Annotated in this window: 23 protein-coding genes; 19 read left to right on the forward strand and 4 right to left on the reverse strand. The window is 50.7% G+C overall.

Annotated elements, in window-relative coordinates:
• The first annotated feature begins 40 nt into the window (after positions 1-40).
• The 3 genes from ABEQ74_RS09680 to ABEQ74_RS09690 all read left to right on the forward strand — a co-directional run bounded on the left by ABEQ74_RS09680 (position 41) and on the right by ABEQ74_RS09690 (position 2,900).
• Positions 41-1,000 carry a metallophosphoesterase family protein gene (locus tag ABEQ74_RS09680; RefSeq protein ID WP_430121859.1) on the forward strand — a complete coding sequence of 320 codons (960 nt, stop codon included), beginning with the start codon at positions 41-43 and terminating at the stop codon, positions 998-1,000.
• 222 nt (positions 1,001-1,222) lie between these two features.
• A complete protein-coding gene (gene rlmN, locus ABEQ74_RS09685; protein ID WP_430121861.1) occupies positions 1,223-2,284 on the forward strand; it encodes a 23S rRNA (adenine(2503)-C(2))-methyltransferase RlmN in 1,062 nt (353 codons plus the stop codon).
• Between the two features lie 145 nt (positions 2,285-2,429).
• Complete coding sequence (locus ABEQ74_RS09690) at positions 2,430-2,900, forward strand: DUF3052 domain-containing protein (RefSeq protein WP_430121863.1); 471 nt, start codon at positions 2,430-2,432, stop codon at positions 2,898-2,900.
• 158 nt (positions 2,901-3,058) lie between these two features.
• On the opposite strand, the gene ABEQ74_RS09695 is transcribed toward ABEQ74_RS09690, so the two are convergent.
• Complete coding sequence (locus ABEQ74_RS09695) at positions 3,059-3,628, reverse strand: hypothetical protein (protein WP_430121865.1); 570 nt, start codon at positions 3,626-3,628, stop codon at positions 3,059-3,061.
• A 195-nt stretch (positions 3,629-3,823) separates the two neighbouring features.
• Here ABEQ74_RS09695 and ABEQ74_RS09700 point away from each other — a divergent pair, with 195 nt between their 5' ends.
• The 3 genes from ABEQ74_RS09700 (at position 3,824) to ABEQ74_RS09710 (ending at position 6,244) form a co-directional block, all read left to right on the forward strand.
• Positions 3,824-4,117 carry a DUF6509 family protein gene (locus tag ABEQ74_RS09700; RefSeq protein WP_054405265.1) on the forward strand — a complete coding sequence of 98 codons (294 nt, stop codon included), beginning with the start codon at positions 3,824-3,826 and terminating at the stop codon, positions 4,115-4,117.
• Positions 4,118-4,428: 311 nt separating this feature from the next.
• Complete coding sequence (locus ABEQ74_RS09705; protein ID WP_430121867.1) at positions 4,429-4,965, forward strand: GNAT family N-acetyltransferase; 537 nt, start codon at positions 4,429-4,431, stop codon at positions 4,963-4,965.
• Positions 4,966-5,422: 457 nt separating this feature from the next.
• Positions 5,423-6,244, forward strand: a complete 822-nt coding sequence (locus tag ABEQ74_RS09710) for a GNAT family N-acetyltransferase (RefSeq protein ID WP_430121869.1) — start codon at positions 5,423-5,425, stop codon at positions 6,242-6,244.
• Between the two features lie 58 nt (positions 6,245-6,302).
• On the opposite strand, the gene ABEQ74_RS09715 is transcribed toward ABEQ74_RS09710, so the two are convergent.
• Complete coding sequence (locus ABEQ74_RS09715; protein ID WP_430121871.1) at positions 6,303-7,193, reverse strand: LysR family transcriptional regulator; 891 nt, start codon at positions 7,191-7,193, stop codon at positions 6,303-6,305.
• Between the two features lie 127 nt (positions 7,194-7,320).
• On the opposite strand from ABEQ74_RS09715, the gene ABEQ74_RS09720 reads away from it, so the two are divergent.
• The 12 genes from ABEQ74_RS09720 (at position 7,321) to ABEQ74_RS09775 (ending at position 18,565) form a co-directional block, all read left to right on the forward strand.
• Positions 7,321-8,397: a branched-chain amino acid aminotransferase gene (locus ABEQ74_RS09720; protein ID WP_430121873.1), complete on the forward strand. Its 1,077-nt coding sequence runs from the start codon at positions 7,321-7,323 to the stop codon at positions 8,395-8,397.
• A gap of 122 nt (positions 8,398-8,519) precedes the next feature.
• Positions 8,520-9,416 carry a helix-turn-helix domain-containing protein gene (locus ABEQ74_RS09725; protein WP_430121875.1) on the forward strand — a complete coding sequence of 299 codons (897 nt, stop codon included), beginning with the start codon at positions 8,520-8,522 and terminating at the stop codon, positions 9,414-9,416.
• Positions 9,417-9,525: 109 nt separating this feature from the next.
• Positions 9,526-10,509 (forward strand): N-acetylglucosamine kinase, encoded by a 984-nt coding sequence (locus tag ABEQ74_RS09730; RefSeq protein ID WP_430121877.1) that lies wholly within the window; start codon positions 9,526-9,528, stop codon positions 10,507-10,509.
• A 72-nt stretch (positions 10,510-10,581) separates the two neighbouring features.
• On the forward strand, positions 10,582-11,898 hold the full coding sequence (locus ABEQ74_RS09735; RefSeq protein WP_430121879.1) for a 6-phospho-beta-glucosidase: 1,317 nt from the start codon (positions 10,582-10,584) through the stop codon (positions 11,896-11,898).
• 231 nt (positions 11,899-12,129) lie between these two features.
• Positions 12,130-12,453 (forward strand): metal-sensitive transcriptional regulator, encoded by a 324-nt coding sequence (locus ABEQ74_RS09740; RefSeq protein ID WP_053490991.1) that lies wholly within the window; start codon positions 12,130-12,132, stop codon positions 12,451-12,453.
• Positions 12,454-12,536: 83 nt separating this feature from the next.
• Positions 12,537-12,719 carry a hypothetical protein gene (locus tag ABEQ74_RS09745; RefSeq protein ID WP_430121881.1) on the forward strand — a complete coding sequence of 61 codons (183 nt, stop codon included), beginning with the start codon at positions 12,537-12,539 and terminating at the stop codon, positions 12,717-12,719.
• Positions 12,707-12,907 (forward strand): cation transporter, encoded by a 201-nt coding sequence (locus ABEQ74_RS09750; RefSeq protein ID WP_053490992.1) that lies wholly within the window; start codon positions 12,707-12,709, stop codon positions 12,905-12,907. Before ABEQ74_RS09745 ends, ABEQ74_RS09750 begins: the two co-directional genes overlap by 13 nt.
• A gap of 36 nt (positions 12,908-12,943) precedes the next feature.
• Positions 12,944-15,376 (forward strand): heavy metal translocating P-type ATPase, encoded by a 2,433-nt coding sequence (locus ABEQ74_RS09755; protein WP_430121884.1) that lies wholly within the window; start codon positions 12,944-12,946, stop codon positions 15,374-15,376.
• 27 nt (positions 15,377-15,403) lie between these two features.
• Positions 15,404-16,045 (forward strand): nitrite reductase, encoded by a 642-nt coding sequence (locus ABEQ74_RS09760; protein WP_430121886.1) that lies wholly within the window; start codon positions 15,404-15,406, stop codon positions 16,043-16,045.
• Positions 16,046-16,490: 445 nt separating this feature from the next.
• The gene (locus ABEQ74_RS09765; protein WP_430121888.1) at positions 16,491-16,907 is read left to right on the forward strand and encodes a MarR family winged helix-turn-helix transcriptional regulator; all 417 of its coding nucleotides are present in this window, start codon (positions 16,491-16,493) and stop codon (positions 16,905-16,907) included.
• A gap of 29 nt (positions 16,908-16,936) precedes the next feature.
• Positions 16,937-17,689 (forward strand): SDR family NAD(P)-dependent oxidoreductase, encoded by a 753-nt coding sequence (locus ABEQ74_RS09770; RefSeq protein ID WP_053490996.1) that lies wholly within the window; start codon positions 16,937-16,939, stop codon positions 17,687-17,689.
• 117 nt (positions 17,690-17,806) lie between these two features.
• Complete coding sequence (locus ABEQ74_RS09775) at positions 17,807-18,565, forward strand: SDR family NAD(P)-dependent oxidoreductase (RefSeq protein WP_430121891.1); 759 nt, start codon at positions 17,807-17,809, stop codon at positions 18,563-18,565.
• 150 nt (positions 18,566-18,715) lie between these two features.
• On the opposite strand, the gene ABEQ74_RS09780 is transcribed toward ABEQ74_RS09775, so the two are convergent.
• Complete coding sequence (locus tag ABEQ74_RS09780) at positions 18,716-19,753, reverse strand: LLM class flavin-dependent oxidoreductase (protein ID WP_430121893.1); 1,038 nt, start codon at positions 19,751-19,753, stop codon at positions 18,716-18,718.
• Positions 19,754-20,094: 341 nt separating this feature from the next.
• On the opposite strand from ABEQ74_RS09780, the gene ABEQ74_RS09785 reads away from it, so the two are divergent.
• Entirely contained in the window at positions 20,095-20,844 is a 750-nt protein-coding gene (locus ABEQ74_RS09785) for a glycerophosphodiester phosphodiesterase (protein ID WP_430121896.1), read from the forward strand.
• 54 nt (positions 20,845-20,898) lie between these two features.
• On the opposite strand, the gene ABEQ74_RS09790 is transcribed toward ABEQ74_RS09785, so the two are convergent.
• Entirely contained in the window at positions 20,899-22,065 is a 1,167-nt protein-coding gene (locus ABEQ74_RS09790; RefSeq protein WP_430121898.1) for an ROK family protein, read from the reverse strand.
• Positions 22,066-22,276 lie beyond the last annotated feature (211 nt).

The following is a 22,276-nucleotide window of genomic DNA, read 5'->3' on the forward strand; positions in this document are numbered from 1 at the left end:
CATGAAAACTGTGTTCCCAAGTAAAAGGAGGCCATATACGATGAAGCCGATTCTACGATTCAAAGACGATCACACTTTCACTATCGTGCAGTTCACCGATATCCATTGGAAGAATGGAGAACCGGAGGATCTGTTAAGCCGGCAATGCATGGAAACGGTGCTCGATCTGGAGCAGCCCGATTTAGTTGTATTTACCGGGGATCTCATATACTCCGGAGAGGCCGATTCCGGCTTCAAGAAATGCCAGGACCCTGTGCAGGCCTTCAAGGAGGTTGTGTCAGTGGCAGAGTCCCGCGGCATCCACTGGGCTTTCGTATTCGGAAATCATGATACGGAAGGGGATATTACGCGCGAGGAGTTGATGGATGTTGCCATGCAGCACACATACAACTGCGCGGAGCACGGCTCGCCTGACATTCATGGCGTCGGGAATTACACGCTTCCTCTATACGGCAGTGATAGAGAAGAGACAGCTGCTGTATTGTACTTCTTCGATTCGGGGAGAGAATCCGAGCATCCTGCTGTTCCGGGCTACGATTGGATTCGTCGCGATCAGATCCGCTGGTACGAGATGGCGTCTATGGCTTACAGTGTCAAGCATCAGGGAAGCCCGCTGCCGTCGCTGGCCTTTTTCCATATCCCGTTGCCGGAGTATGATGAGGTTTGGGAGCGCAAGACGTGTTATGGCAGCAAGCATGAGAGAGTCTGCTGTGCTGAAGTGAATACCGGCCTGTTCGCAGCGATGCTGGAGCGGGGCGATGTGATGGGCACATTCGCCGGGCATGATCATATTAATGATTACCGGGGAGAATTGCACGGCATCCAGCTCTGTTACGGCCGAGCTACCGGCTATGGTACATATGGTCGCGAGGGTATGCTTCGGGGCGCAAGGGTCATCCGCTTGCAAGAAGGACAACGGCAGTTCGACACCTGGCTCAGGCTGAGCGACGGTTCGCAGATCCGGGAGCAGGAGAAGCATGAGCCGCAGATGCGTGATTAATTTTTCATAGCGATACAGTAGAGATACACCTCTTTGGAGATGTTCGGGAGTGAATCCCGATGATTTCATGGGAGGTGTATTTTATATGAGATGTCCTATTGAGGTCGAATTCGGGAACCGCTCATCGTTTAAAAAGCGTGAATTGCCTATAACTCCCCTTGTGTTCCCTGCGGAATTTTGGGACAATAAAGAGCGGACTATGAATAGAAAGAGGACCTATCTATGAACAAACCATCCATTTATGGATTAACTTTAGATCAGTTGACAGCTTGGCTTGGCGAGCGTGGACATAAGAAGTTTCGGGCAACACAAGTATGGGAATGGCTGTATCGTAAGCGGGTCACGACTTTTTCCGATATGACGGATGTGAATCCGGAATGCCTGCAGCTGCTCACAGATCATTATACGATTCTGACCTTGGCAGAGCATACTAAACAGGAGTCACTGGACGGGACTGTGAAGTTCCTGTTTAAGCTGGTGGACGGCAACCTGATTGAGACCGTATTGATGCGGCATAAATTCGGCTTGTCGGTCTGCGTGACGACCCAGGTGGGTTGTAATATCGGCTGCAGCTTCTGTGCGAGCGGCTTGCTGAAGAAGAGCAGAGATCTGACTGCAGCGGAGATTGTGGAGCAGGTCATGCAGGTTCAGCTTCACTTGGATCAGAGAGGCAAAGACGAGCGGGTTAGCCATCTTGTCGTAATGGGGATCGGAGAGCCGTTCGACAATTATGAGAACATGTCGGATTTCATCCGCGTGATCAAGGATCACAAGGGCCTCGCGATCGGTCCGCGTCATATTACGGTATCGACCAGCGGACTGGCTAACAAAATCGTCGAGTTTGCAGACAGCGATCTGGGCGTGAACCTTGCCATCTCCCTGCATGCACCGAATGACGAGATTCGGACCCGCATCATGAAGATTAACAAAGCGATTCCGATCGAGAAGCTGATGGCAGCGATTGATTATTATCTGGAGAAAACAAATCGCCGAATCACGCTCGAATACATCCTGTTGAAGGATGTAAACGATCAGCGGGAACACGCGCTTGAACTGGCAGAGCTTGTAGGGGAGCGCCGTAATCTGGCTAATGTAAACCTCATTCCGTACAACCCGGTCGATGAGCACAGCCAGTATCAGCGCAGTACCAAAGAATCAATCACTGCCTTTTACGATACACTGAAGAAACAGGGCATCAGCTGCAGCGTTCGACTTGAGCATGGCACTGATATCGACGCGGCCTGCGGGCAGCTGCGCAGCAAACAGATTAAGAAAGCCCAGTAACATCTGCATAAACCACAATTCTGGAAAGTGTATACGCCCCGTGGATTGTTGAGATGAAAGAGCGTATCCATCCAGTGGGTAGGCTCTTTCTGATTAAAAGTCTCTGATGGCTATAAAAATATTAATGGAGAGGACGAATCTGAACATGCCGGAGATCCATCCCATAGTCAAAAAACTGCAATTCAAAGACCTCGGCCAGCCAGTTCTGATGCTAAACGCACCGCAGGCCTATCAAGAGGTCATTCATTCCCTGCAGGGAGATGTTCATACAGAGCCTCAGCAGATACCTTATGAGTTCGTACAAGCTTTCGGAGCAAGCAATGAAGAGTTGCGGCGGCTGGCCAAGGTAGCTGCCGGCAGTGTGGCTGACGACGGCCTGCTCTGGCTGTGCTATCCCAAGAAGTCGTCCAAAACCTTCAAGAATTCCGATTGCAGCCGGGAGAGCATAGCGGGCATTCTTTCTGACCAAGGCTATGAGCCTGTCCGGCAAATAGCCATTGATGAGGATTGGTCGGCCCTGCGCTTCCGCAAGGTGGAGTTGATCAAGAAGATGTCCCGATCGTTCGCCGTTACTGCAGAGGGGAAGGAACGGACAGGTCGAGAGAATGATCATTGATGATAAGCACCCACAGGCTTACGTCAGACCGGTCTTGAGTGAAATGACAGCCAAGATATAAAAAAATGACCCCTGCGAGGGTCATTTTGTCATCTTCATACGTTTTTCTCTTCTTTCGGTGGTTATGCCTGAACTTCCACTCATAAATGTGTAGACTTTCACTTGTGGCGCTTAGGCTTGCGGCTGCGATGTTTAATGTCTTTGTTGATCGCCTTGCTGCCGCTTCCTCCGCCGACGGCGTGCTGCTGTCTGGTGCCGCGGCTTTCAATCGCGGAATTGGTGCCGCCTGTGCTGGATTTACCGGCGCCACTGGCGATTTGCGTGGCCGAGGCATTTTTGCTTCCTTTCGGAAGCTCTACGACTTGCTTGTTAATGACGAATACTACTTCTTTTTGATGTTTTTTATGTTTGCCGCCGTGTTTTGAATGATGCTTCGCTGAACGATGTTTGGAGAAGTGATCCTTGCTGTCCTTCAGCCTCAAATTTTTGGCGATTCCACCGGCACCGACACTTTGTTGCTGGTATGTGTGCGGGGACTGGATCGCTGCGTTGCTTCCGGCTGCACTGTTTTTGCCGGCCCCACTGGCAATTTGAGTGGTGTTGGGCGCATTGGTGAATTGATCATTTACGACAATAACAAACCGTCCTATCCCGCCAAGGGGCGATTTTACGGTGAATCGTTGTTGGCCCTTCTCTACCGTGATGGTCAGATGTTCCTGCTTCGACACGCGATTCAACTCCTTTTTCTCAGGTGGAATCTTCCTTATCGTAAGTGATTTCCCTGCAGTTTATAAGAGGTATACGCTGATCGGGAAGAGGATGGGGAAAGGGCCTGGGCTCTTTCCAGCAGCAGAAGCAAGGAAGAGTGTAAGAATGATTGCTCTATTGTGTATAATAGGTAGAGTTATAGAAAGGATGGGAATATGTTAACGATTCAGGAGTATAGCGTAGAATTGGTGAAGGATCCCTTTGGCATCTTGGCCGGCAAACGCTTTGAGTTTGTATGTGATTTGGACGTGCCGGAGGATGACGAGCTTTACTCGGAGCATGGCGTTTATTTGCGGGTGATCTATCTGGATGATGAAGAGCGTTCGCGAATTGTGAAATACGACTTCTATGAGCGGACCACGGATCAGTATCTGGATTTCGATATGGAGCCTGAGGAAGAGGAAGAGCTGCTGACTTTTTGCAGAGAACATGCGCAGGAAGAGGCTTAGAATCAGAAGATAAGTAGAAGAGGCGCCTTACGGGGCGTCTTTTTTTATTCGAGTGGCAGATGGCCGACAGTCATTCAAGAATGCCCCGAACCATGAATCGTGCATACGATGCACAGGTTCTGACATGGAGGATGGGGGTACATTGTTACAAAATGTTGAAATAACTAAAACCCACGTGTTTTTGGATGAGCTCCAGGACATATAATAAAATCATGGTGAGATTTACATACCTGTAAACCTTTTGGAAGAATAATTATGTTATCCTAGACATACTAACCGTACAAACATCATTCATTAGGGAGGGATTGACCGTGAATATTGAGGTGCGTTTATGCCCGAAGGAACAGTCTTATATTCTGCATAACATCTATCCACTGTACTTGCATGACATTGCTGAGATATGGGGGATCCGCCCTAACCGGTTCGGTATATTCGAAAAAGAGGATATATCGACTCTAACCGAACAGAGCAAACAGCTCGATGTTTGGTGGGGACAGCCGTCCGTTCTTTTTCCGTATTTGATTACCGTGGATGACATTGCAGCAGGATTGGCTCTGGTGTCGACCGCGCCGCATGTTCCATCACGGAATATCCAGTATTACTTAAGCGACTTTTTTGTGCTTCGGACTTTTCGAAGACAGGGTGTAGCCCAACGAGCGGCTGAACTTGTGTTCGATCAGTTCCAAGGTACATGGGAGCTGCAGACTAATCCAACCGAGCGCAATATGAGCACCCAAATCTTTTGGCGCAAAACCTTGAATACATATACCGGTGGGAGGTATACGGAGCATGATGGCGTTCATCCTGAAAAAGGGGATGTGCTGGTCCTTCGCTTTAACAACAAATAAGAATGCAATTCCAAGCAAGCAAGCCGCCATCCATAGAAGGAACAGGGCTTGACAGTTAGGGGATATCGGGATTACACTGAATTAAATTTTTTCCAAAATGCTAGGATGAGGAAGCCCACATCGCAACTTCAGCTGGAGCAGAGAACTGCTGGGTGGTGAGAAGCAGTCAGCGAGCGATACATGGCCATCACCTCGGAGCAGATCCGCCGATCGTTGATGTCTTGAGGCGTATTCGGGTTACCCTGCCGTTATCATGGGGCATCATTGATGGATGATGACTAGAGTGCGCACCAAAATTTCTGGGGCGAATCAGGGTGGTAACGCGGAGCGAAGCTCCGTCCCTACAAGGGGCGGGGCTTTTTTGTATTCTCTGCTGTCAGGACAAGACGCCCGGATAATGGACTGCAGGAGGCGTTGATGCACGGGTCTGAATTAGGAAGAGAGAGGGAGTGCGTATATGCTGGAGCGGTTGCTGCCACAGGATGAGGCGCTTTGCCAAGAAGAGTTTATTCAGGATGAAGTGCCGTACAATCTGATTCATCTCATAACTGGATTACCGGAAAGTGTATGCCTCAAATCGTCCGACGGACGCATGATTTATGCCGGGTCTCCCCGTGCAAACGCCTGGTTATGGATATCCCCGAATGTTCCCGACGATACGCGGCGGCATCTGTTTCAAGAACTGCTAAGAGAGCTGGGGGAGATGATTCTTCCGGGAGTGACCGGGAAACCGGTGGTAGCGGAGCAGTTTGCAAGCTGTTATGCAGAATATCATCGCAGAGCCTATCGCCGTCATATGACAATGGAGTCATACCATGCTCCTGACGTAAGGCGTCCACCTTTTGTCGAGGGGATGATCCGGCGAGCCGGCGTGGAGGATACCCAGCAAGTGGCGAAGTTTCTGATGGGATTCTCGGAGGATGCTTACGGCGTCCGTGTTAGTGCAGCTACTCAGCATGAAACCGCCGGACGATTCGTCCGGGAAGGCGGATTGTATTTATGGATGGTCGGCGGCAAAGTCGTATCCATGGCCAATATCGCGCACCGGTCGCCAAAGCATGGCCGCATAAACGCAGTATATACGCCGAGGGGTGAACGGAAAAAGGGATATGCCAGTGCATTGGTTGCGGAACTTGGTCTATCCCTGCTGCGGGAAGGAATGGTGCCAATGCTGTATGCTGATCAGGCCAATCCACATTCCAATCGGCTGTATCAAAATATAGGCTTTAGCAGGTGCGGGGAGATCGCCGACTTTAAATTCGCTTCCAGGGAAACATAATTGCAGCAAGCCCCAAAGCTTGGCAAAAAGCCGGGGAAGACGAAGGCATCAACAAATGTTATTCTATAAAGGTAGCTATAAAATGCCGGGCGCGATTGGATAGGACATGATCTCTGAGCCAGACAATGCCTACATCGGATTGAAAATCTGCGCTCGTGATCGGCAGAGTCCGTATGTTGGGGATCGAGAAGGAAGACATGACCGATTCGGGCAGAATCGTGGCACCAATGCCTTCTGCTACCAGCGCAACGATGATGGCGACGCTGGAACATTCACATAGGACGCGTGGCTCAAGCTCGCTGCGGTTGAACTCCTGAATGACCCGCTCATGCATGCCGATCGTCTGATCGGTTTTTAAGGACAAGAAGGGGTAATCCGCCAGCTCGCGCATCGAGATTTCGCACTGGGAGGACGCGCTTTCCCAGCTGCTTGGAATGACGGCAACGAACGGGTCGGAGGGCAGAGGCTGAACGACATAACGTTCTGGTCCGAAGCTGGATTCGAAGGGGAGCCTGGTCACCGCAAGCTCGATATTGCGTTTGTCGAGTTGATCGGCCAGCAGGGAATGATCGCCTTCCCGAATTTTGAAGGTGACCTCGGGATATTGCTGCCGAAAGATATGGATGCGCTGGGGCAGGAGCGAAATACAGGAGACCACCGCGCCGATGGAGAGCATACCGCGAATTCCAGCATGAATTTCTTTCACCTCGGTGAGAGTCTCGTTGAATTGGTTTAGCAGGGATGCAGCTTTATTCTGCAGCAGCTCGCCTGCATGGGTAAGTTGAAGCTGCTTGCCGCTGCGTTCAAACAGCAGCACGCCAAGCTCTTCCTCCATCTGTTTCAGCTGGCGGCTTAATGGAGGCTGCTCCATATTGAGCTGTTTCGCTGCACGTGTGATTTGCCCTTCCTGCGCTATGGTCAGGAAATAACGCAGCTGCCGGATATCCATGGATATATACCCCCTATTTCCATACCTTAAAGGTATGGTACACCTATAAATCAGATATTTTTAATATAGAGTATCGATTGATATGATTCAACTAATAACGTTTGCGAAAATAAGGAGATGTGTGCACATGACTTACCCGATATCCGTGGAATTAACGACCAACCCGAAGGAGAAGCCGAGCCATCATAAACAGGCTTTTGGCACGGTATTTACGGACCATATGTTTATGCTTGACTTTGACGCCGGTCAAGGCTGGCATGATCCACGCATCGTTCCGTACCAGCCAATCGAGCTGGACCCTGCTGCCAAGGTATTTCACTACGGGCAGACCGTATTTGAGGGCTTGAAGGCGTACCTGACGGAAGATCAACGAATTCTTATGTTCCGTCCGAACAAGAATATTCAGCGTCTGAACCTGTCCAACCAGCGCCTGAGCATTCCAACGTTGGACGAGGAGCTTGTTATGGAAGCACTTAAGCAGCTCGTACTCGTAGACCGCGAATGGATTCCTTCTGAGCCGGGCACGTCACTCTATATTCGTCCTTTTGTCATCGCAACCGAGCCGGTGCTGGGAGTAGCCCCATCACTGCAATACAAATTTATGATTATCCTGTCAGTGGTCGGTTCGTATTATGCGGAAGGCATTAACCCTGTCAGCATATATGTCGAGCCGAAATATGTACGCGCCGTAGCCGGAGGCGTGGGCAATGCCAAGACGGCCGGCAACTATGCGGCAGGATTGAAGGCGCAAGATGAAGCCACTCTGAAGGGGTATTCCCAGGTGCTGTGGCTTGATGGCGTACATCGCAAGTACATTGAGGAAGTTGGAAGCATGAACGTGTTCTTCAAGCTTGGCGATAAGGTAGTAACTCCGGCATTAAACGGAAGCATCCTGGACGGGGTTACTCGGAATTCGGTTATCCAGCTGCTTCAGCATTGGAACATCCCTGTAGAAGAACGGGCTTTGTCCATTGATGAAATCGTGGAGGCACACCGCAGCGGCTTATTGACCGAGGCTTTCGGTACCGGTACGGCGGCAGTCATTTCACCGATCGGTTCACTGGAATGGCAGGATGAGCAATTGGTGATTGGCGAGGGAGCGACCGGCGAGCTGTCCAAGCGCGTTTATGATGCCATCACAGGTATCCAGCTCGGAACAGTGGAAGATCCATTCGGCTGGGCCGTGGAGCTACCCTTATCTTAAATAACTTATAGGACTCGCCCCTGCATGGATGGGGCGGGTCCTTTTTTTCTTCATGCAGGCCATGTTACGATGTGGGTAAATCTTGACACGATGATGTACGAAGGTATGGAGGTGCTTTTTTAATGGACCGTCCGCAGAGCGTCGTTCCAGACGCGATCGATTTTTCGAATGCTGCATTTCCTTTTACCGCGTCGACCACGCGCGGCATATTCGCTGGCGCCCAGCGCCTGCATTGGCATCATGCGCTGGAGCTTAATTATATACAGAGCGGCACCGGATTTATTCTGATTAACGGCGTGAAGCTGCCTTTTCAGCAGGGAGATATTATTTTTATCAACAGTAATGATCTGCACCGGGCGTATGAGACCGAGAATCTGGTGATGGATGTCATTATGTTCGAGCCATCCCTGCTGTCTATTGATCTCAAGTTTGATCCGGATCTAATGACCCCCTTTCGTTCGCTCGGGAGCGTAGACAGGCACTCTCCGGTGCATGGTGAATTGGCCCAGCTGCTTCAGCGAATGATGGAGGAAAATGAAGCACGGGGCACCGCCTACAGGAGTTTTATCCGTTCGGATCTTATTCGCTTCTTGAGCCTGGCAAACCGCCATCTGTCGTCCCCGATTCAGGAGGAGAGGCCGATCAAGGGGAGAGGAATGCATGCGCTAAAAGAGGTTCTCCGCACGATGGAGCTTCATCTGGACTACAGCTGGACGCTGCAGAAGCTGTCGGATCTAACGCATCTGAGTCCTTCTCGGTTCAGCGCCCTGTTCCAGCAGGCGGTCGGGACTTCACCGCATTATTATCTGATTCAGCTGCGCTTAACGCATGCTGTGCATCTGCTCGAGACAACGGATCAGAAGATTATCGAGATTGCTGAAACCTGCGGATTTCGGAATCTGTCCAATTTTAATCGCCTGTTCAAGCAGCATGTCGGTGCATCGCCAAGTGAGATTCGGGAGCGTGCGTATGCGGGCAATCCCGTGCTTCCTTTCCCGGCGAAGCTCAGGAAACAGTAAGATAGTATCACTCCTTAATGCTATAACAGTAGATGGCTCACCATGGAAACGGTATCTTGAATATATACCACCACATGATGCGCTATAAGGCAGGTAGGAGTGAAAATCCATGAGTTTATATCTGGGTGTAGATGCCGGCGGTAGCAAGACTCACGCTGTCATCTGTGATGAACAAGGGAATATTCTCGGCAAGGGTGAATCCGGCAACGGGAATCACCAAATTGACCGTGAACATGCAGCCCGTAACATTGAGGAAGCTTGCAAAACGGCTCTTCAAGAGGCTGGAGCTGCTAAGGAAGATATCAATTTTGCCTATTTTGGATTGGCAGGAGCGGATCGGGAAGCCGATTACGAGATCCTGAGGCCGATGATCGGGGCTCTCGGTTTTCCGAGACATGCTATCGCCTGCGATACCATTATCGGAATGAGAGCTGGCACGAGCCGTCCGTATGGCGCCGCATTGATCTGCGGTACGGGCTTCAACAGCGCTGCCCGCAACCGTAGGGGAGAGGAGCTGCAATATGGCGGCTTCGGTTTCATGTATGGAGATGGGCACGCGGGGGGATCCGGGTTTGCAAAGCTGGCTTTTCGAGCGGTCATCCGGGAGTGGGATGAACGGGGACCAGCAACCTTGTTAACACCGCTTGTCCTGGAACAGATGGGATATACATCCGTTGAACCTATGTACGAGGATGTCCTTTACGGGAAGACGAAGATTCCGCCAAGTCTGGTGAAGACGCTGTTTCAGGCAGCCGAAGCGGGCGACGGGGTAGCCACCCGAATTCTTGAGTCTGAAGGTGAAGAGCTAGCCAATGCAGTATGTACGCTGATTCGGAGGCTGGACATGAAGGATGACGTCTTCGACATTGTCTATATCGGCAGCGTGCTGAACAGGCCGAACAGCTCGATCCTGACGGATGCGATCGAACGGATCGTAGCGATCCGGGCACCTCATGCATCTTGCGTAAGGCTTACATCTGATCCGGTTTCCGGCGCGCTTCTGTGCGCAATGGATGCTGACGGTCATGTTATGGATGCGGCGACGGAGGCTAAACTGAAGGCATTTACGTTTGAGCAGGTAACGACAGCCTGATCAGCATAGCGTTGCAATAAAGCGTGACAGATCTTAATAGTTGATTGATATCATACCTTGGAGGCGATTAACATGACAGCAGGATTGAAGATAGCGGTCATTGGGGGAGGATCCTCCTATACCCCGGAAATTGTTGAGGGTTTCATTCGCAATTATGAGCAGATGCCAATTCGCGAACTATGGTTCGTTGATATTGAAGAGGGCAAGCATAAGCTGGAGATTGTGGGCAATCTGGCCAAACGCATGGTTAAGGAGTCCGGTCTGCCGATAGAGGTTCACCTGACGCTGGATCGCAGAGCGGCGATTGCGGGTGCGGATTTTGTGACAACCCAGATGCGGGTTGGGCTGCTGGCGGCACGGAAGCAGGATGAGCATATTCCGATTATGCACGGTGTGATCGGCCAAGAAACGACAGGTCCCGGCGGTATGCTAAAAGCGCTGCGCACGGTTCCGGTCATCCTGGACATTTGCCGGGATATCGAGGAGCTGGCACCGAATGCATGGATGCTGAACTTCACAAATCCGGCAGGCATTGTTACCGAGGCAGTTGCAAAGTACAGTAAGGTAAAATCCGTCGGTCTGTGCAACTCGCCAATTAACTTCCAGAAATTCCTGGCAGCCGAGTATGGCGTGTCGGAGAAAGATGTTCTGGCTGAGTTTGTCGGGATCAACCATTTACACTGGGTAACATCGGCGATAGTTAACGGAGAAGAGAAGATGCCGGAACTGCTGGACGGCGGCAAGTCGTATACGGCGAAGAACGTGCCGACCTTCGGTTGGGATGCGGACTTTATCCGTTCGCTTGGAGCTATTCCGACGTATTATCTTAAATATTTCTATATGACGGATATGATGTTCGCAGACATGAAGGCATCGCTGGAGAAGGACGGAACCAGAGCGGACGTGGTGAGCCGGGTGGAGGAGGAGCTGTTTGAGCTCTACAAGGATGAGAATTTGGCTGTAAAGCCGAAGCAGCTGGAGCAGCGGGGTGGCGCCTATTATTCGGAAGCGGCCGTTAATCTGATGACGTCGATCTATAATGACCGCCATGACATCCAGACGTTGAATGTTTCCAATGGCACAATTTATGACTTCTTGCCTGCGGATGCCAGCATTGAGATCAACTGTGTCGTCACAGGCCAGGGTCCCATCCCGCTGGCGCCGCAGCATGTGCCTTCCCATGTGAAAGGCCTGATGCATGCAGTGAAAGTGTATGAACAATTGACGATTGAAGCGGCTGTAACCGGTGATCGCGGAATTGCGCTGCAAGCGCTGGTACATCATCCGCTGGTGCCATCCGTAAGTGTGGCCAAACAGCTGCTCGACGAAATGTTAGAGGCGAATAAAAAGTATCTGCCGGCTTTCTTTAAGCCGGAGGCTGTTCTGTAGAATGTTCTAAGCGGCAAAGATAGACAACGAAGTATACTATGCATCCTTGTAAACCTGATAAAAAACGAGCCTTAGCGTTATGCGATGGCTCGTTTTTTATGCGCATATGTCCAGTCTAATTCCGACATGATGATAATCAATTGTCCGGTCTTTATAGGGAGGGGGGCTATATGATATAATAAGAATAAGGTTAGAATAAGAGGGAGTACCGTGATCAAGGGGGGAATGGGTGTGACAACTGAAAATCATCAACATGATGCATGTGCAGTGACGGGTGAGCGGAAGAGCCATCATTCAGACAAAACGAAAAGCAATCTGGTTAGCCGGTTAAACCGGATCGAAGGCCAGATTCGCGGCGTCAAAGGCTTAATTGAGAAGGATACGTACTGTGACGATGTATTAAACCAGATCTCCTCGATCCAGTCGGCACTGAACGGCGTCAGCAGATTGCTGCTTGAGCATCATATGAAGAGCTGTGTGGTTGAGCGCCTGCAGGAAGGTGACGATGATGTCATTACCGAGCTGTTAACCACGATGAACAAGTTAATGAAATAACGGAATTGCCATCTCTATGCGATCGATTATCCGATTAGGAATAAAATCCATGAAACTGCCACCTGCTCGGAAGGTGGCAGTTTGTGTTTACTAAAGAAAGAAATATCGGGCAGGATGCGCTTTACATCATCGCAGAAGTTATTTTTCAGAAAAATGGAGAAAACCCATTGACTAATTATAGGGTAGGGGGGTATACTAAAACCGAGCGAAGTGAACAACATCAAAATCAAATTTCCAAAAGGAGAGATTTTATATGGAGCAGGTAACAATAAAAGTAGAAGGCATGTCCTGCATGCATTGCGTTAATTCAATAGAAGGTGCATTGAAGGAGCAGAACATCGAGGGACATGTGGATCTGAAAGCAGGCACGGTTTCCGTAAATTATGATGCAAGCAAGTTCAACTTGGACCAAATCAAAGAAATTATCGAAGAACAAGGATATGACGTAGTTTAACCAAACAGCACGAGGATGAAGAGGGGTGAGGAGAAGATGGAAGCAGGAGCAACAGCAGAGCAGAAGAAAGCGTCACTACAGTTAACGGGTATGACATGTGCAGCCTGTGCGAATCGCATCGAGAAAGGCCTTAGTAAAATGGAAGGCGTACAGGAAGCGAACGTGAACTTTGCGCTGGAGAAAGCAGCGGTTACCTTTGATCCGAATGTGGTCACGGTTCAGCAGATGGAAGAGAAAATCGAAAAGCTGGGTTACGGGACAGCGAAGGAAACGGTAGACCTGCAGCTGATCGGCATGTACTGTGCTGCCTGTGCTACGAAGATCGAGAAAGTGGTAAACAAGATGCCGGGAGTAAGCCAGGCCAACGTCAACTTTGCGCTGGAGACGGCTCGGGTAGAGTTCAATCCCGCTGAGGTCAGCCTTGGCGATATTCAGCAGCGTGTTGAGAAGCTCGGGTATCAGGCCGTTCCCAAACAGGAGACGCTCGATCAGGAAGGGCATCGTAAAGAGGCTATCACGAAGCAAAAGCGTAAGCTGATCATATCGGCCATTCTGTCGCTACCGCTGCTCTGGGCTATGGTGAGCCATTTCTCCTTCACTTCTTGGATCTGGATGCCGGATCTGTTCATGAATCCGTGGTTCCAGCTGATCTTGGCAACGCCTGTGCAGTTTTTCATCGGGAAACAGTTCTATGTAGGGGCCTATAAGGCGCTCCGCAACAAAAGTGCCAACATGGACGTTCTCGTCTCGCTCGGCACCTCGGCTGCATACTTCTACAGTCTATATTTAACGATTGATTGGGCTGTGGCTGGAGCCAACCTGCATCATGGACCCGAAATGTATTACGAAACAAGCGCGGTTCTGATCACGCTGGTTATTATGGGTAAACTGTTCGAATCTTTGGCCAAAGGCCGTACCTCGGAAGCGATCAAAACGCTGATGGGTCTCCAAGCCAAGACGGCGCTCGTCATTCGGGACGGTCAGGAGATGACCATTCCGGTTGAGCAGGTCATGGTGGGCGATCACGTATTGGTGAAGCCGGGTGAGAAAATTCCGGTGGACGGTAAAGTGGTGGAGGGCACATCCGCGGTCGATGAGTCGATGCTGACGGGTGAAAGCATTCCGGTAGAGAAAAGAGCAGGCGACGCCGTTATTGGTGCAACGATTAACAAAAACGGGCGTCTGATGCTCGAGGCAACAAAGGTGGGTAAGGAGACAGCCTTGGCTCAAATCATCAAGGTAGTCGAGGAAGCACAGGGCTCCAAGGCTCCCATTCAGCGGGTGGCGGATGTCATCTCGGGTATCTTTGTTCCGATCGTGGTCGGCATTGCCATTGTTGCTTTCCTTGTATGGTTCTTCTGGGTAACGCCGGGCAACTTTGCCCATTCATTAGAGATCGCCATTGCGATATTGGTTATCGCATGTCCATGTGCCCTGGGTCTGGCTACACCAACCTCCATTATGGCTGGTTCAGGCCGCGCTGCAGAGCTGGGCGTCTTGTTCAAGGGCGGAGAGCATTTGGAGTCGACCCACAAAATCGATACCATTATTCTGGATAAAACCGGAACAGTCACGAAGGGTAAACCTGAACTAACTGATGTGGAAGTAAACCAATTTGATGAAGAACTGTTCTTGCAGCTGGTCGGATCGGCTGAGAAGAGCTCTGAGCATCCGCTTGCTGAAGCCATCGTTACCGGAATTGAAGCAAGAGGAATACGGCTTCCGGCTGCAGAGGATTTTGAAGCCATTCCGGGCTATGGCATCCGTGCCCATGTCGAGGGACGTGAAGTGCTGGTTGGTACACGCAAGCTGATGGCACAGCATCATGTGCGGGTAGATTCGGTCCTTGCCAGAATGTCGGAGTTGGAAACCGAAGGCAAGACAGCGATGCTTGTGGCGGTGGGCGGCCAATATGCAGGCCTTGTAGCCGTAGCGGATACAATTAAAGAGACGTCCCGGTCTGCCGTAGCCAGACTGAAGGAAATGGGCATAGATGTCATCATGATTACCGGTGACAATGAACGCACTGCCCAGGCTATTGCGAAGCAGGTCGGTATTGACCATGTCCGTGCAGAGGTGCTGCCGGAAGGCAAAGCGGATGAAGTGAAGAAGCTCCAGCAGCAGGGCAAGAAGGTCGCAATGGTCGGCGACGGCATCAATGATGCACCGGCTCTTGCGATGGCCGATATCGGCATGGCCATTGGCACAGGTACCGATGTTGCGATGGAAGCCGCAGACGTTACCTTGATGAAGGGTGATCTGAACAGCATTCCGGATGCGATCTATATGAGTCGCAAGACGATGAGCAATATTCGCCAGAATCTGTTCTGGGCGCTTGGCTATAACTCGCTCGGCATTCCGATCGCCGCGATCGGGCTTCTGGCACCTTGGGTGGCAGGGGCTGCCATGGCGCTTAGCTCTGTATCGGTCGTGTTGAATGCTCTTCGTCTTCAGCGAATGAAAGTATAATGCGATCGGAAGGGGAGTGTATAGAACATGGCAAGACAGAAATTTGCAGTGACACCTGGTTTTGAGGTGGGCGGGACACTGCTCCGTCCCGAGCAGCTGGCCATGCTGGGTGCGGTCATTGGAGAGGACGCCCGCGTGGAGATGACCACCTTCAAGCAGCTGTATGTGGAGATGGATGAAGACCAGGTGGAGGAAGCCAAGGCCGAGCTGGAAAAAGTAGGGCTTCAAGTTCACCCCGCGGGATTTGTTTCCAAGAGCCTGATCACCTGTAATTTTTGCCGCGGGGCAGAGGATGCGGGCCTGGATGTTGCAGCGATGCTGGATGAGGTCATCGCTGATCATCCTGTACCCAATCCGCTCAAAATCGGGTACGCTGGCTGCGCGCTCGGTACGAGTGAACCGCTGCTTAAAGATATCGCGGTGATTAAGATGAAGGACTTTTATGATATCTATGTGGGCGGAGAGCCAAGAGGATTAAAGGCTGCACTGGCAAGGCCGCTGCACACGGGTTTGTCCCCAGAAATGCTCGCCCCAATCATCCTGAAGCTGATCGTCATATATCAGGAGACGGGTAAGAAAAAGGAAAGGTTCTCGCGGTTCGTAGATCGCATAACACTTGAGCAACTGCGGGAGTTGACGCAATACGAGCAGTCGGCTCATACCGGGTAACCGGGACATAAGGCATCACCTGCGGGTGGTGTCTTTTTTTTGTAGGGACAGACCAGCTGGAACCGCATCAGATAGAACAATGATGAGGAAGGAGACCGCTTGGCAGTTCGCCTGCACGCTATAGATTTGGATCGGGATGTACCGAAACGGAGATAGACTATAGCTCAGGATGCGCCGAAACAGAGATGGATATACTTACAACAGTGCCTAAAGGGTACTCTCCTCCCATTCCGTCGCCGGAACTTCAAGGTAGAAGGCTAATGGAAAAGGAAACCCGATGCGGCATTTTCTTGGAGTTGACGAGTCTATGAGAGAAGGTATACAATCTAATTGTTAAAAGATTTTAACTATTTAATTTCATGATATATTGGGTGATAGACTTCATACATCGAGGTGATGAGCACTGGATAAAAGAGAACAATTATCTCATATGGCGGCACGTCAGATGATGACACTTGTGGTGAACTACGCCAAGATTCTGGACAGCGATCTGTCAGGCCCACAGTACGTTGTGCTTCATACCTTGGCCTATGAGGGACAACAGACCAGTTCGTATTTTTCCAACATCTTGAACGTTACGCTCTCTGCCGTTACTAACCTTAGCAACAAGCTGGTCAAAAAGGGTTATATTGAGCGCATTACGTCAAGCCAGGATCGGCGCCAGGTTTATCTCAGAATTACGGAGCTCGGACGTGACGTTGAAGCTCGAATGATTGCGAAATATCGTGAGTTGAATGAAGGTTTATGGTCGGATTTCTCGGATCAGGAGATCGATGTGTTAATCGCTTCCTACGAGAAGATGATTGAGCATTTGCAGCTTAAGAACAGGCAATCCAAGAATGAGGGCACATCCAACGAATAATAATGAATAACATTTCAGGAGGTATTCCTATGGGGAGATTAGCTAATAAGGTAGCGGTGATTACGGGAGCAGCAGGTGGTATGGGTAAAGCTGACGCTCTTTTGTTTGTGAAAGAAGGGGCTAAGGTTGCGATTACGGACCTCCAGGAAGATAAACTGAAAGACGTCGTAGCGGAGATTGAAGCGCTGGGCGGCGAAGCCATCGGAATCAAGCACAACGTTGCTTCTGAAGAAGACTGGGTGCGTGTCGTAGACGAGACAGTCAAGAAATTCGGTAAGATTGATATTCTGGTGAACAATGCTGGTATCTCCAACGCTACGCCATTCATGGATATGACGGTAGAAGGCTGGGAGAAGACGATGACAATCAACGTCACGAGTATTTTCCTTGGCCAAAAATATGTCATCCCGCATATGATCGAAGCGGGAGGCGGTTCCATCATCAACATCTCGTCCATCGCCGGCTTGACAGGCGGCAGCGGCGCAGGTCCTTACACGGCAAGTAAAGGTGCAGTACGCATGCTCACCAAAGCAACGGCAGTTGACTTTGCGAAGCATAATATTCGCTGTAACTCCGTTCACCCGGGCTTTATTGAAACGCCAATGACTGTCGATATGTTTAAGGATGAAAAAATGGCGCAGTGGTTCCAATCCATGACTCCACTTCCACGCTTGGGTAAAGCCGAAGATATCGCAAACGGCGTCCTCTTCCTGGCTTCCGACGAGTCCTCTTATATTACCGGTGTGGAGCTTCCGATTGATGGCGGCTATTACGCCAAATAAGGATTGATATTGCCTGTAGGCCTATGTTTAATCTATAGTCGACGGGCAGCCTGAACATTATAAAGGTTTCAAGTTTCGTCAGACCTACATTATATTTCATCAAGGGAGTGTAACTTCATGTCTGATAACAAACAGATCGCGGTTATTACCGGTGCAGCCAGCGGGATTGGCAGAGCCAGCAGTTTGAAATTGGCGGAGAACGGTGCAGCAGTGGTGCTCGTCGACTTTAATAAGGAAGCTGGCGAAGAAACGCTGCGTATGATCAAGGAACTGGGCGGAGAGGGAATTTTCGTACAAGCTGATGTGACGAAAACCGAGGATGTTCAGAACTATGTGAACAAGGCGGTTGAAGCCTACGGCAGAATCGATTTCTTCTTCAACAATGCAGGCATCGTGCAGAAGTTCTCCATGCTGGACGATATTGACGAGAACGAGTTCGATCGTCAAATGTCTGTCAACGTCAAGGGTGCTTTTCTCGGTATGAAGTATGTATTGAAAGTCATGAAGAAGCAGGGCAGCGGACATATTGTCAATACCGCTTCCACAGCCGGGATTCGCAGCGAGCACAGCGCCGCTGCTTACTCGGCAAGCAAGCATGCGGTGGTAGGCTTGACGAAGGCGGCTGCACTGGAATACGTGAAGCAGGGCATTCGCGTGAATGCCATTTGCCCGGGCGGTGTTCAGACGCCGCTTACTGCAGCGGTGGCCAAGTCTTTCTCGGAAGGTGCTTATGTGCCTGAGGAAGTGGGCAACATGCGGATGGGTAGACCGGCGCAAGCAGATGAAATCGCGAACGTGGTTGCCTTCCTAGCTTCTTCGGGCTCCAGCTACATGACAGGCTCGCTTGTGACGATTGATGGCGGACTGACGCTCTAATAAAGAAATATATAAGAAAAGACCAGTCCAGCACGGAATTCCGCGTTGGACTGGTCTTTTTTGTTGGGTAAGTATAGCCTCTTCAGAAAAAGACCTATCCGCTCATCACATTGACGGATAGGTCTTAGTTTTACAATTACGGAGCTTCTCTTACTGGATGCCGACGACATCCGCCAGCAGCTCATAAGAGCGCAGGCGCGCCTGATGATCGTAGATCGCCGCGGCGACAATGATCTCGTCCGCGTCCGTCATTTGCTGGAATTGTTCCAGCTGCGCACGGACCGTAGCCGGACTGCCGATCGCGGAGAAGCTGAGCTGGCGCTTCACGATCGCTTGTTCTTGCAGGTTCCATAGCTCATCCATGCTGTCCACCGGCGGGCTGAGCTGGCCGGTGCGTCCCCGGATGATGTTCAGGAATTGCTGATACGCCGAGGTGGCAAGCCGCTGGGCTTCTTCATCCGTATCGGCACAGATCACGTTCACGCCGATCATGGCATAAGGCTTGCTTAGCTCGGCAGAAGGGTGGAAGCTGGTGCGGTACAGATCAAGCGCAGCCATCAGGTAATCCGGAGCAAAGTGGCTTGCAAAAGAGAACGGAAGCCCCAGCTGTCCTGCCAGCTGTGCGCTGAAGCCGCTGGAGCCGAGCAGCCAGATCGGGATATGCAGGCCTTCGCCGGGAATCGCCCGGATGCGCATGGACGAGCCGGAGGTGGGCTGGAAGTAATTCCGCAGCTCACCGAGACGATCGGGGAAATCCTGGCCGTCACTGCCGGGACCCCGGCGAAGCGCCCGGGATGTGAGCTGATCCGATCCTGGCGCACGTCCAAGGCCCAGGTCGATTCGACCCGGATACAATGATTCGAGCGTGCCGAACTGCTCGGCAATGACAAGCGGAGCATGGTTTGGCAGCATAATTCCGCCAGAGCCAACACGGATCCTGCTCGTGCCTCCGGCTACATGGCCAATGACGACCGACGTAGCGGAGCTGGCAATCCCCGGCATATTGTGATGCTCGGCAAGCCAGTAACGGTTATAGCCCCACTTCTCGGCGTGCTGAGCCAGATCGAGCGTATTCTTCAGCGACTGTGCAGCAGTGCTGCCCGCGGTAATCGGCGCTAGATCCAGGATGGAAATCGGAATATCTTGAAGCGTTTTGGACGCTGTATGATGAAGATTGGATTCTGTCATAGAGAATGACCTCCTTATTCTTGTGCAGTACGGCAGCAGGTATTTATATAGGAGAAGTCATCCAGCTAAGTGGATGTCAACAATGAATATCCGTATATTATAGATATCCTATATAACAAATATTATATACCTACTTAATCCATAAGAAAAATGCACTTCATTGATGGAAGTTAAAGTGAAGTCTGGCTGTATATAATATATGCTTTTCCTGCCTTGTCCCAGAAAAAAAGATTGCCATTGCCACAAGGATATTCATATAATAGCAATTAATCAATTCATTTGATTATTATATTAGATACCATTACAAGGTACTCTCAAACCATAAAGGGGCGTAGTGAAGAATGTTGAAACAGCAGCCATTAATTATCGCTCATCGGGGAGCAAAAGGAGAAGCGCCAGAGAACACGCTGGCAGCATTTAGGCTGGGAATGGACCAGGGATGCGATGCCATTGAGCTGGATATCCATCTGACCTTGGACCGCCATATCGTTGTCATCCATGATGCAACCGTAGATCGAACCACGACAGGGAGCGGTGAGGTGGATGCGATGACGCTGGCAGAATTGAAAAAGCTGGATGCAGGCAGCTGGTTTTCGGAAGCGTTTGCAGGAGAGGGAATTCCTACGCTCGCGGAAGTTTTGGAACTTGTGCCACCCGAGATCATGATTAATATTGAGATGAAGGGAACGCCAGGGGAAACCGGATTAGTTAAAGCGTTGGAGGACCTCCTTCGCGAGAAGCAGCGAATAGACAGCGTGGTGGTCTCATCCTTTGATCACGCTGCCCTGTATAAATTGAAGAAACTGGAGCCCAATTTGCGCATTGGACTGCTGTATATGAAGGAACGGTTGTCTCCAGCAATTGTGAAGCGTGAAGCTCTTGCCGAGATCTATTCCCTGCATCCCCATCATGAATGGATAACGCCGGAATATGTGGCCGAAGCACTGGAGCAGGGATGGGTCCTGTACCCTTGGACAGTGAATGAAGAGGACCAGTTCCGTGAGATGCTGTCTGCTGGAGTAGCCGGCATGATCACCGATTATCCTGGACGACTTCGCCGCATGCTGGACCATGCTAAATCTCCTCTGTAACCATAAGGGGGAGCAGCGACCAGCAAGCAGCTATGTACTCAGGATATCAGCGGCTTATAATGAGCCGGTAATGGAAGGGGCAGCAAAAACATGCCTGAGTACAAGCGAAGCGGCAAGCTCGGTTTCCTCCGGCATCTCACGCTGATGGATGATGTTCACTTTACGGCAGGTTTCGGGAATCATGCCGGGTATGCTGGATTGCAGCTCCGGAACAAGGGTATCCGCGAAGGCCGCCATCACTCTGCCAGTCAGCATGACATGGTCGGGATTGAGAAACGTGATGACATTGCCGATGGCCATCTTGAGTGCTCCTGCGATTTTGCCATACAGTTCAAGGCTCGCAGGCTCCTGGTTACGCACTTTGGCTTCGAATAGGTCCAGTCCCATTCCGAAGTTTCGCATGAGTCCACTTTCTGATGCCATGGTGGTTAGACATCCCAAGGAGTCGCAGTGGCAGAGCAGGGCGTCCTCGCCGCTAAAGGACTTGTAGTGCCCGAACTCCCCGGCTACAAAGTTAGCTCCCGTAACAAGCTGCTTGTCCACCACGATGGCACCGCCAATGCCCCAATCGAACATCAGCGTGATGTTATGATCCGAATTGGCTAAACAGCCGTTCATGTTCTCATTAAGAGCAAGCAGATTCACATCATTTTCTACATAGACGGGGATGCCGTATTGGCTCTCAAAGGGTTCACGGATGGCAAGCGGCGTCCAGCCTAGACCGGGTGGGCGCAGGATGACGCCGTGATGGGAATCCACCAGACCGTGTACGCAGATGCCAATCCCTTTCAGCCGGCTAGTGTCAGGGATCTGTCCGATAATTTCGTCAATTATGGAGCAGACGGTTTCTAGCATATGCTCTCCGTGCTCGAATTTATTAACACGACGTTCCATGCGAACAAGACGGTGGTATTGGAAATTGTACAAAGCCCCACGGATGATCTTGCCGCTGATCTCGATGCCGATGGTATACATCTTGGCACTGTTTACCGTTAACGGAACGCGTTTTCGTCCCACCAAGCTTTCAATAGGCTCTCCCTGCTTCACGATGTCCTCCTGAAGGAGCCGGTTTACGATGTTGGTGACGGTCTGCTGGGTTAATCCGGATTTTTGGGCAAGCTCAACACGGGAGATGGGCCCTTCCGTATAAATAAGATGAAGCACTTTTTGTTGGTTTTGTAATTTCATGATTGCATGACTTGCCGTTTTTCCTGGCGACATCGGACCATCAACCTCGTTTTACTATAGACTAGGGCAGGGGGGATTTAAGACAGCCGCTGCTCCACAATACGCATAGTGTATCATTGGCCCTTAAGATTTGAATAGAGGGACATACAATTAATCCAATTATTTGAGAAAATGAACTTTAGATGAATGGCGCTATTGGTCCCTGCTTGTTTGCACTAGGGAGCAATCGTTTCTTGTCACCTTA

The organism is Paenibacillus solani (assembly GCF_050475945.1).
GTDB classification, from domain to species: Bacteria; Bacillota; Bacilli; order Paenibacillales; family Paenibacillaceae; genus Paenibacillus_AQ; species Paenibacillus_AQ solani_A.

Excerpts from the sequence above, each read along its gene's own strand:
- ABEQ74_RS09680 (WP_430121859.1), top strand. The coding sequence starts at position 41 with ATGAAGCCGATTCTACGATTCAAAGACGATCACACTTTCACTATCGTG.
- rlmN (WP_430121861.1), top strand. The coding sequence starts at position 1,223 with ATGAACAAACCATCCATTTATGGATTAACTTTAGATCAGTTGACAGCT.
- ABEQ74_RS09690 (WP_430121863.1), top strand. The coding sequence starts at position 2,430 with ATGCCGGAGATCCATCCCATAGTCAAAAAACTGCAATTCAAAGACCTC.
- ABEQ74_RS09700 (WP_054405265.1), top strand. The coding sequence starts at position 3,824 with ATGTTAACGATTCAGGAGTATAGCGTAGAATTGGTGAAGGATCCCTTT.
- ABEQ74_RS09710 (WP_430121869.1), top strand. The coding sequence starts at position 5,423 with ATGCTGGAGCGGTTGCTGCCACAGGATGAGGCGCTTTGCCAAGAAGAG.
- ABEQ74_RS09715 (WP_430121871.1), bottom strand. The coding sequence starts at position 7,193 with ATGGATATCCGGCAGCTGCGTTATTTCCTGACCATAGCGCAGGAAGGG.
- ABEQ74_RS09720 (WP_430121873.1), top strand. The coding sequence starts at position 7,321 with ATGACTTACCCGATATCCGTGGAATTAACGACCAACCCGAAGGAGAAG.
- ABEQ74_RS09725 (WP_430121875.1), top strand. The coding sequence starts at position 8,520 with ATGGACCGTCCGCAGAGCGTCGTTCCAGACGCGATCGATTTTTCGAAT.
- ABEQ74_RS09730 (WP_430121877.1), top strand. The coding sequence starts at position 9,526 with ATGAGTTTATATCTGGGTGTAGATGCCGGCGGTAGCAAGACTCACGCT.
- ABEQ74_RS09735 (WP_430121879.1), top strand. The coding sequence starts at position 10,582 with ATGACAGCAGGATTGAAGATAGCGGTCATTGGGGGAGGATCCTCCTAT.
- ABEQ74_RS09750 (WP_053490992.1), top strand. The coding sequence starts at position 12,707 with ATGGAGCAGGTAACAATAAAAGTAGAAGGCATGTCCTGCATGCATTGC.
- ABEQ74_RS09755 (WP_430121884.1), top strand. The coding sequence starts at position 12,944 with ATGGAAGCAGGAGCAACAGCAGAGCAGAAGAAAGCGTCACTACAGTTA.
- ABEQ74_RS09760 (WP_430121886.1), top strand. The coding sequence starts at position 15,404 with ATGGCAAGACAGAAATTTGCAGTGACACCTGGTTTTGAGGTGGGCGGG.
- ABEQ74_RS09765 (WP_430121888.1), top strand. The coding sequence starts at position 16,491 with ATGATGACACTTGTGGTGAACTACGCCAAGATTCTGGACAGCGATCTG.
- ABEQ74_RS09770 (WP_053490996.1), top strand. The coding sequence starts at position 16,937 with ATGGGGAGATTAGCTAATAAGGTAGCGGTGATTACGGGAGCAGCAGGT.
- ABEQ74_RS09775 (WP_430121891.1), top strand. The coding sequence starts at position 17,807 with ATGTCTGATAACAAACAGATCGCGGTTATTACCGGTGCAGCCAGCGGG.
- ABEQ74_RS09780 (WP_430121893.1), bottom strand. The coding sequence starts at position 19,753 with ATGACAGAATCCAATCTTCATCATACAGCGTCCAAAACGCTTCAAGAT.
- ABEQ74_RS09785 (WP_430121896.1), top strand. The coding sequence starts at position 20,095 with ATGTTGAAACAGCAGCCATTAATTATCGCTCATCGGGGAGCAAAAGGA.
- ABEQ74_RS09790 (WP_430121898.1), bottom strand. The coding sequence starts at position 22,065 with ATGTCGCCAGGAAAAACGGCAAGTCATGCAATCATGAAATTACAAAAC.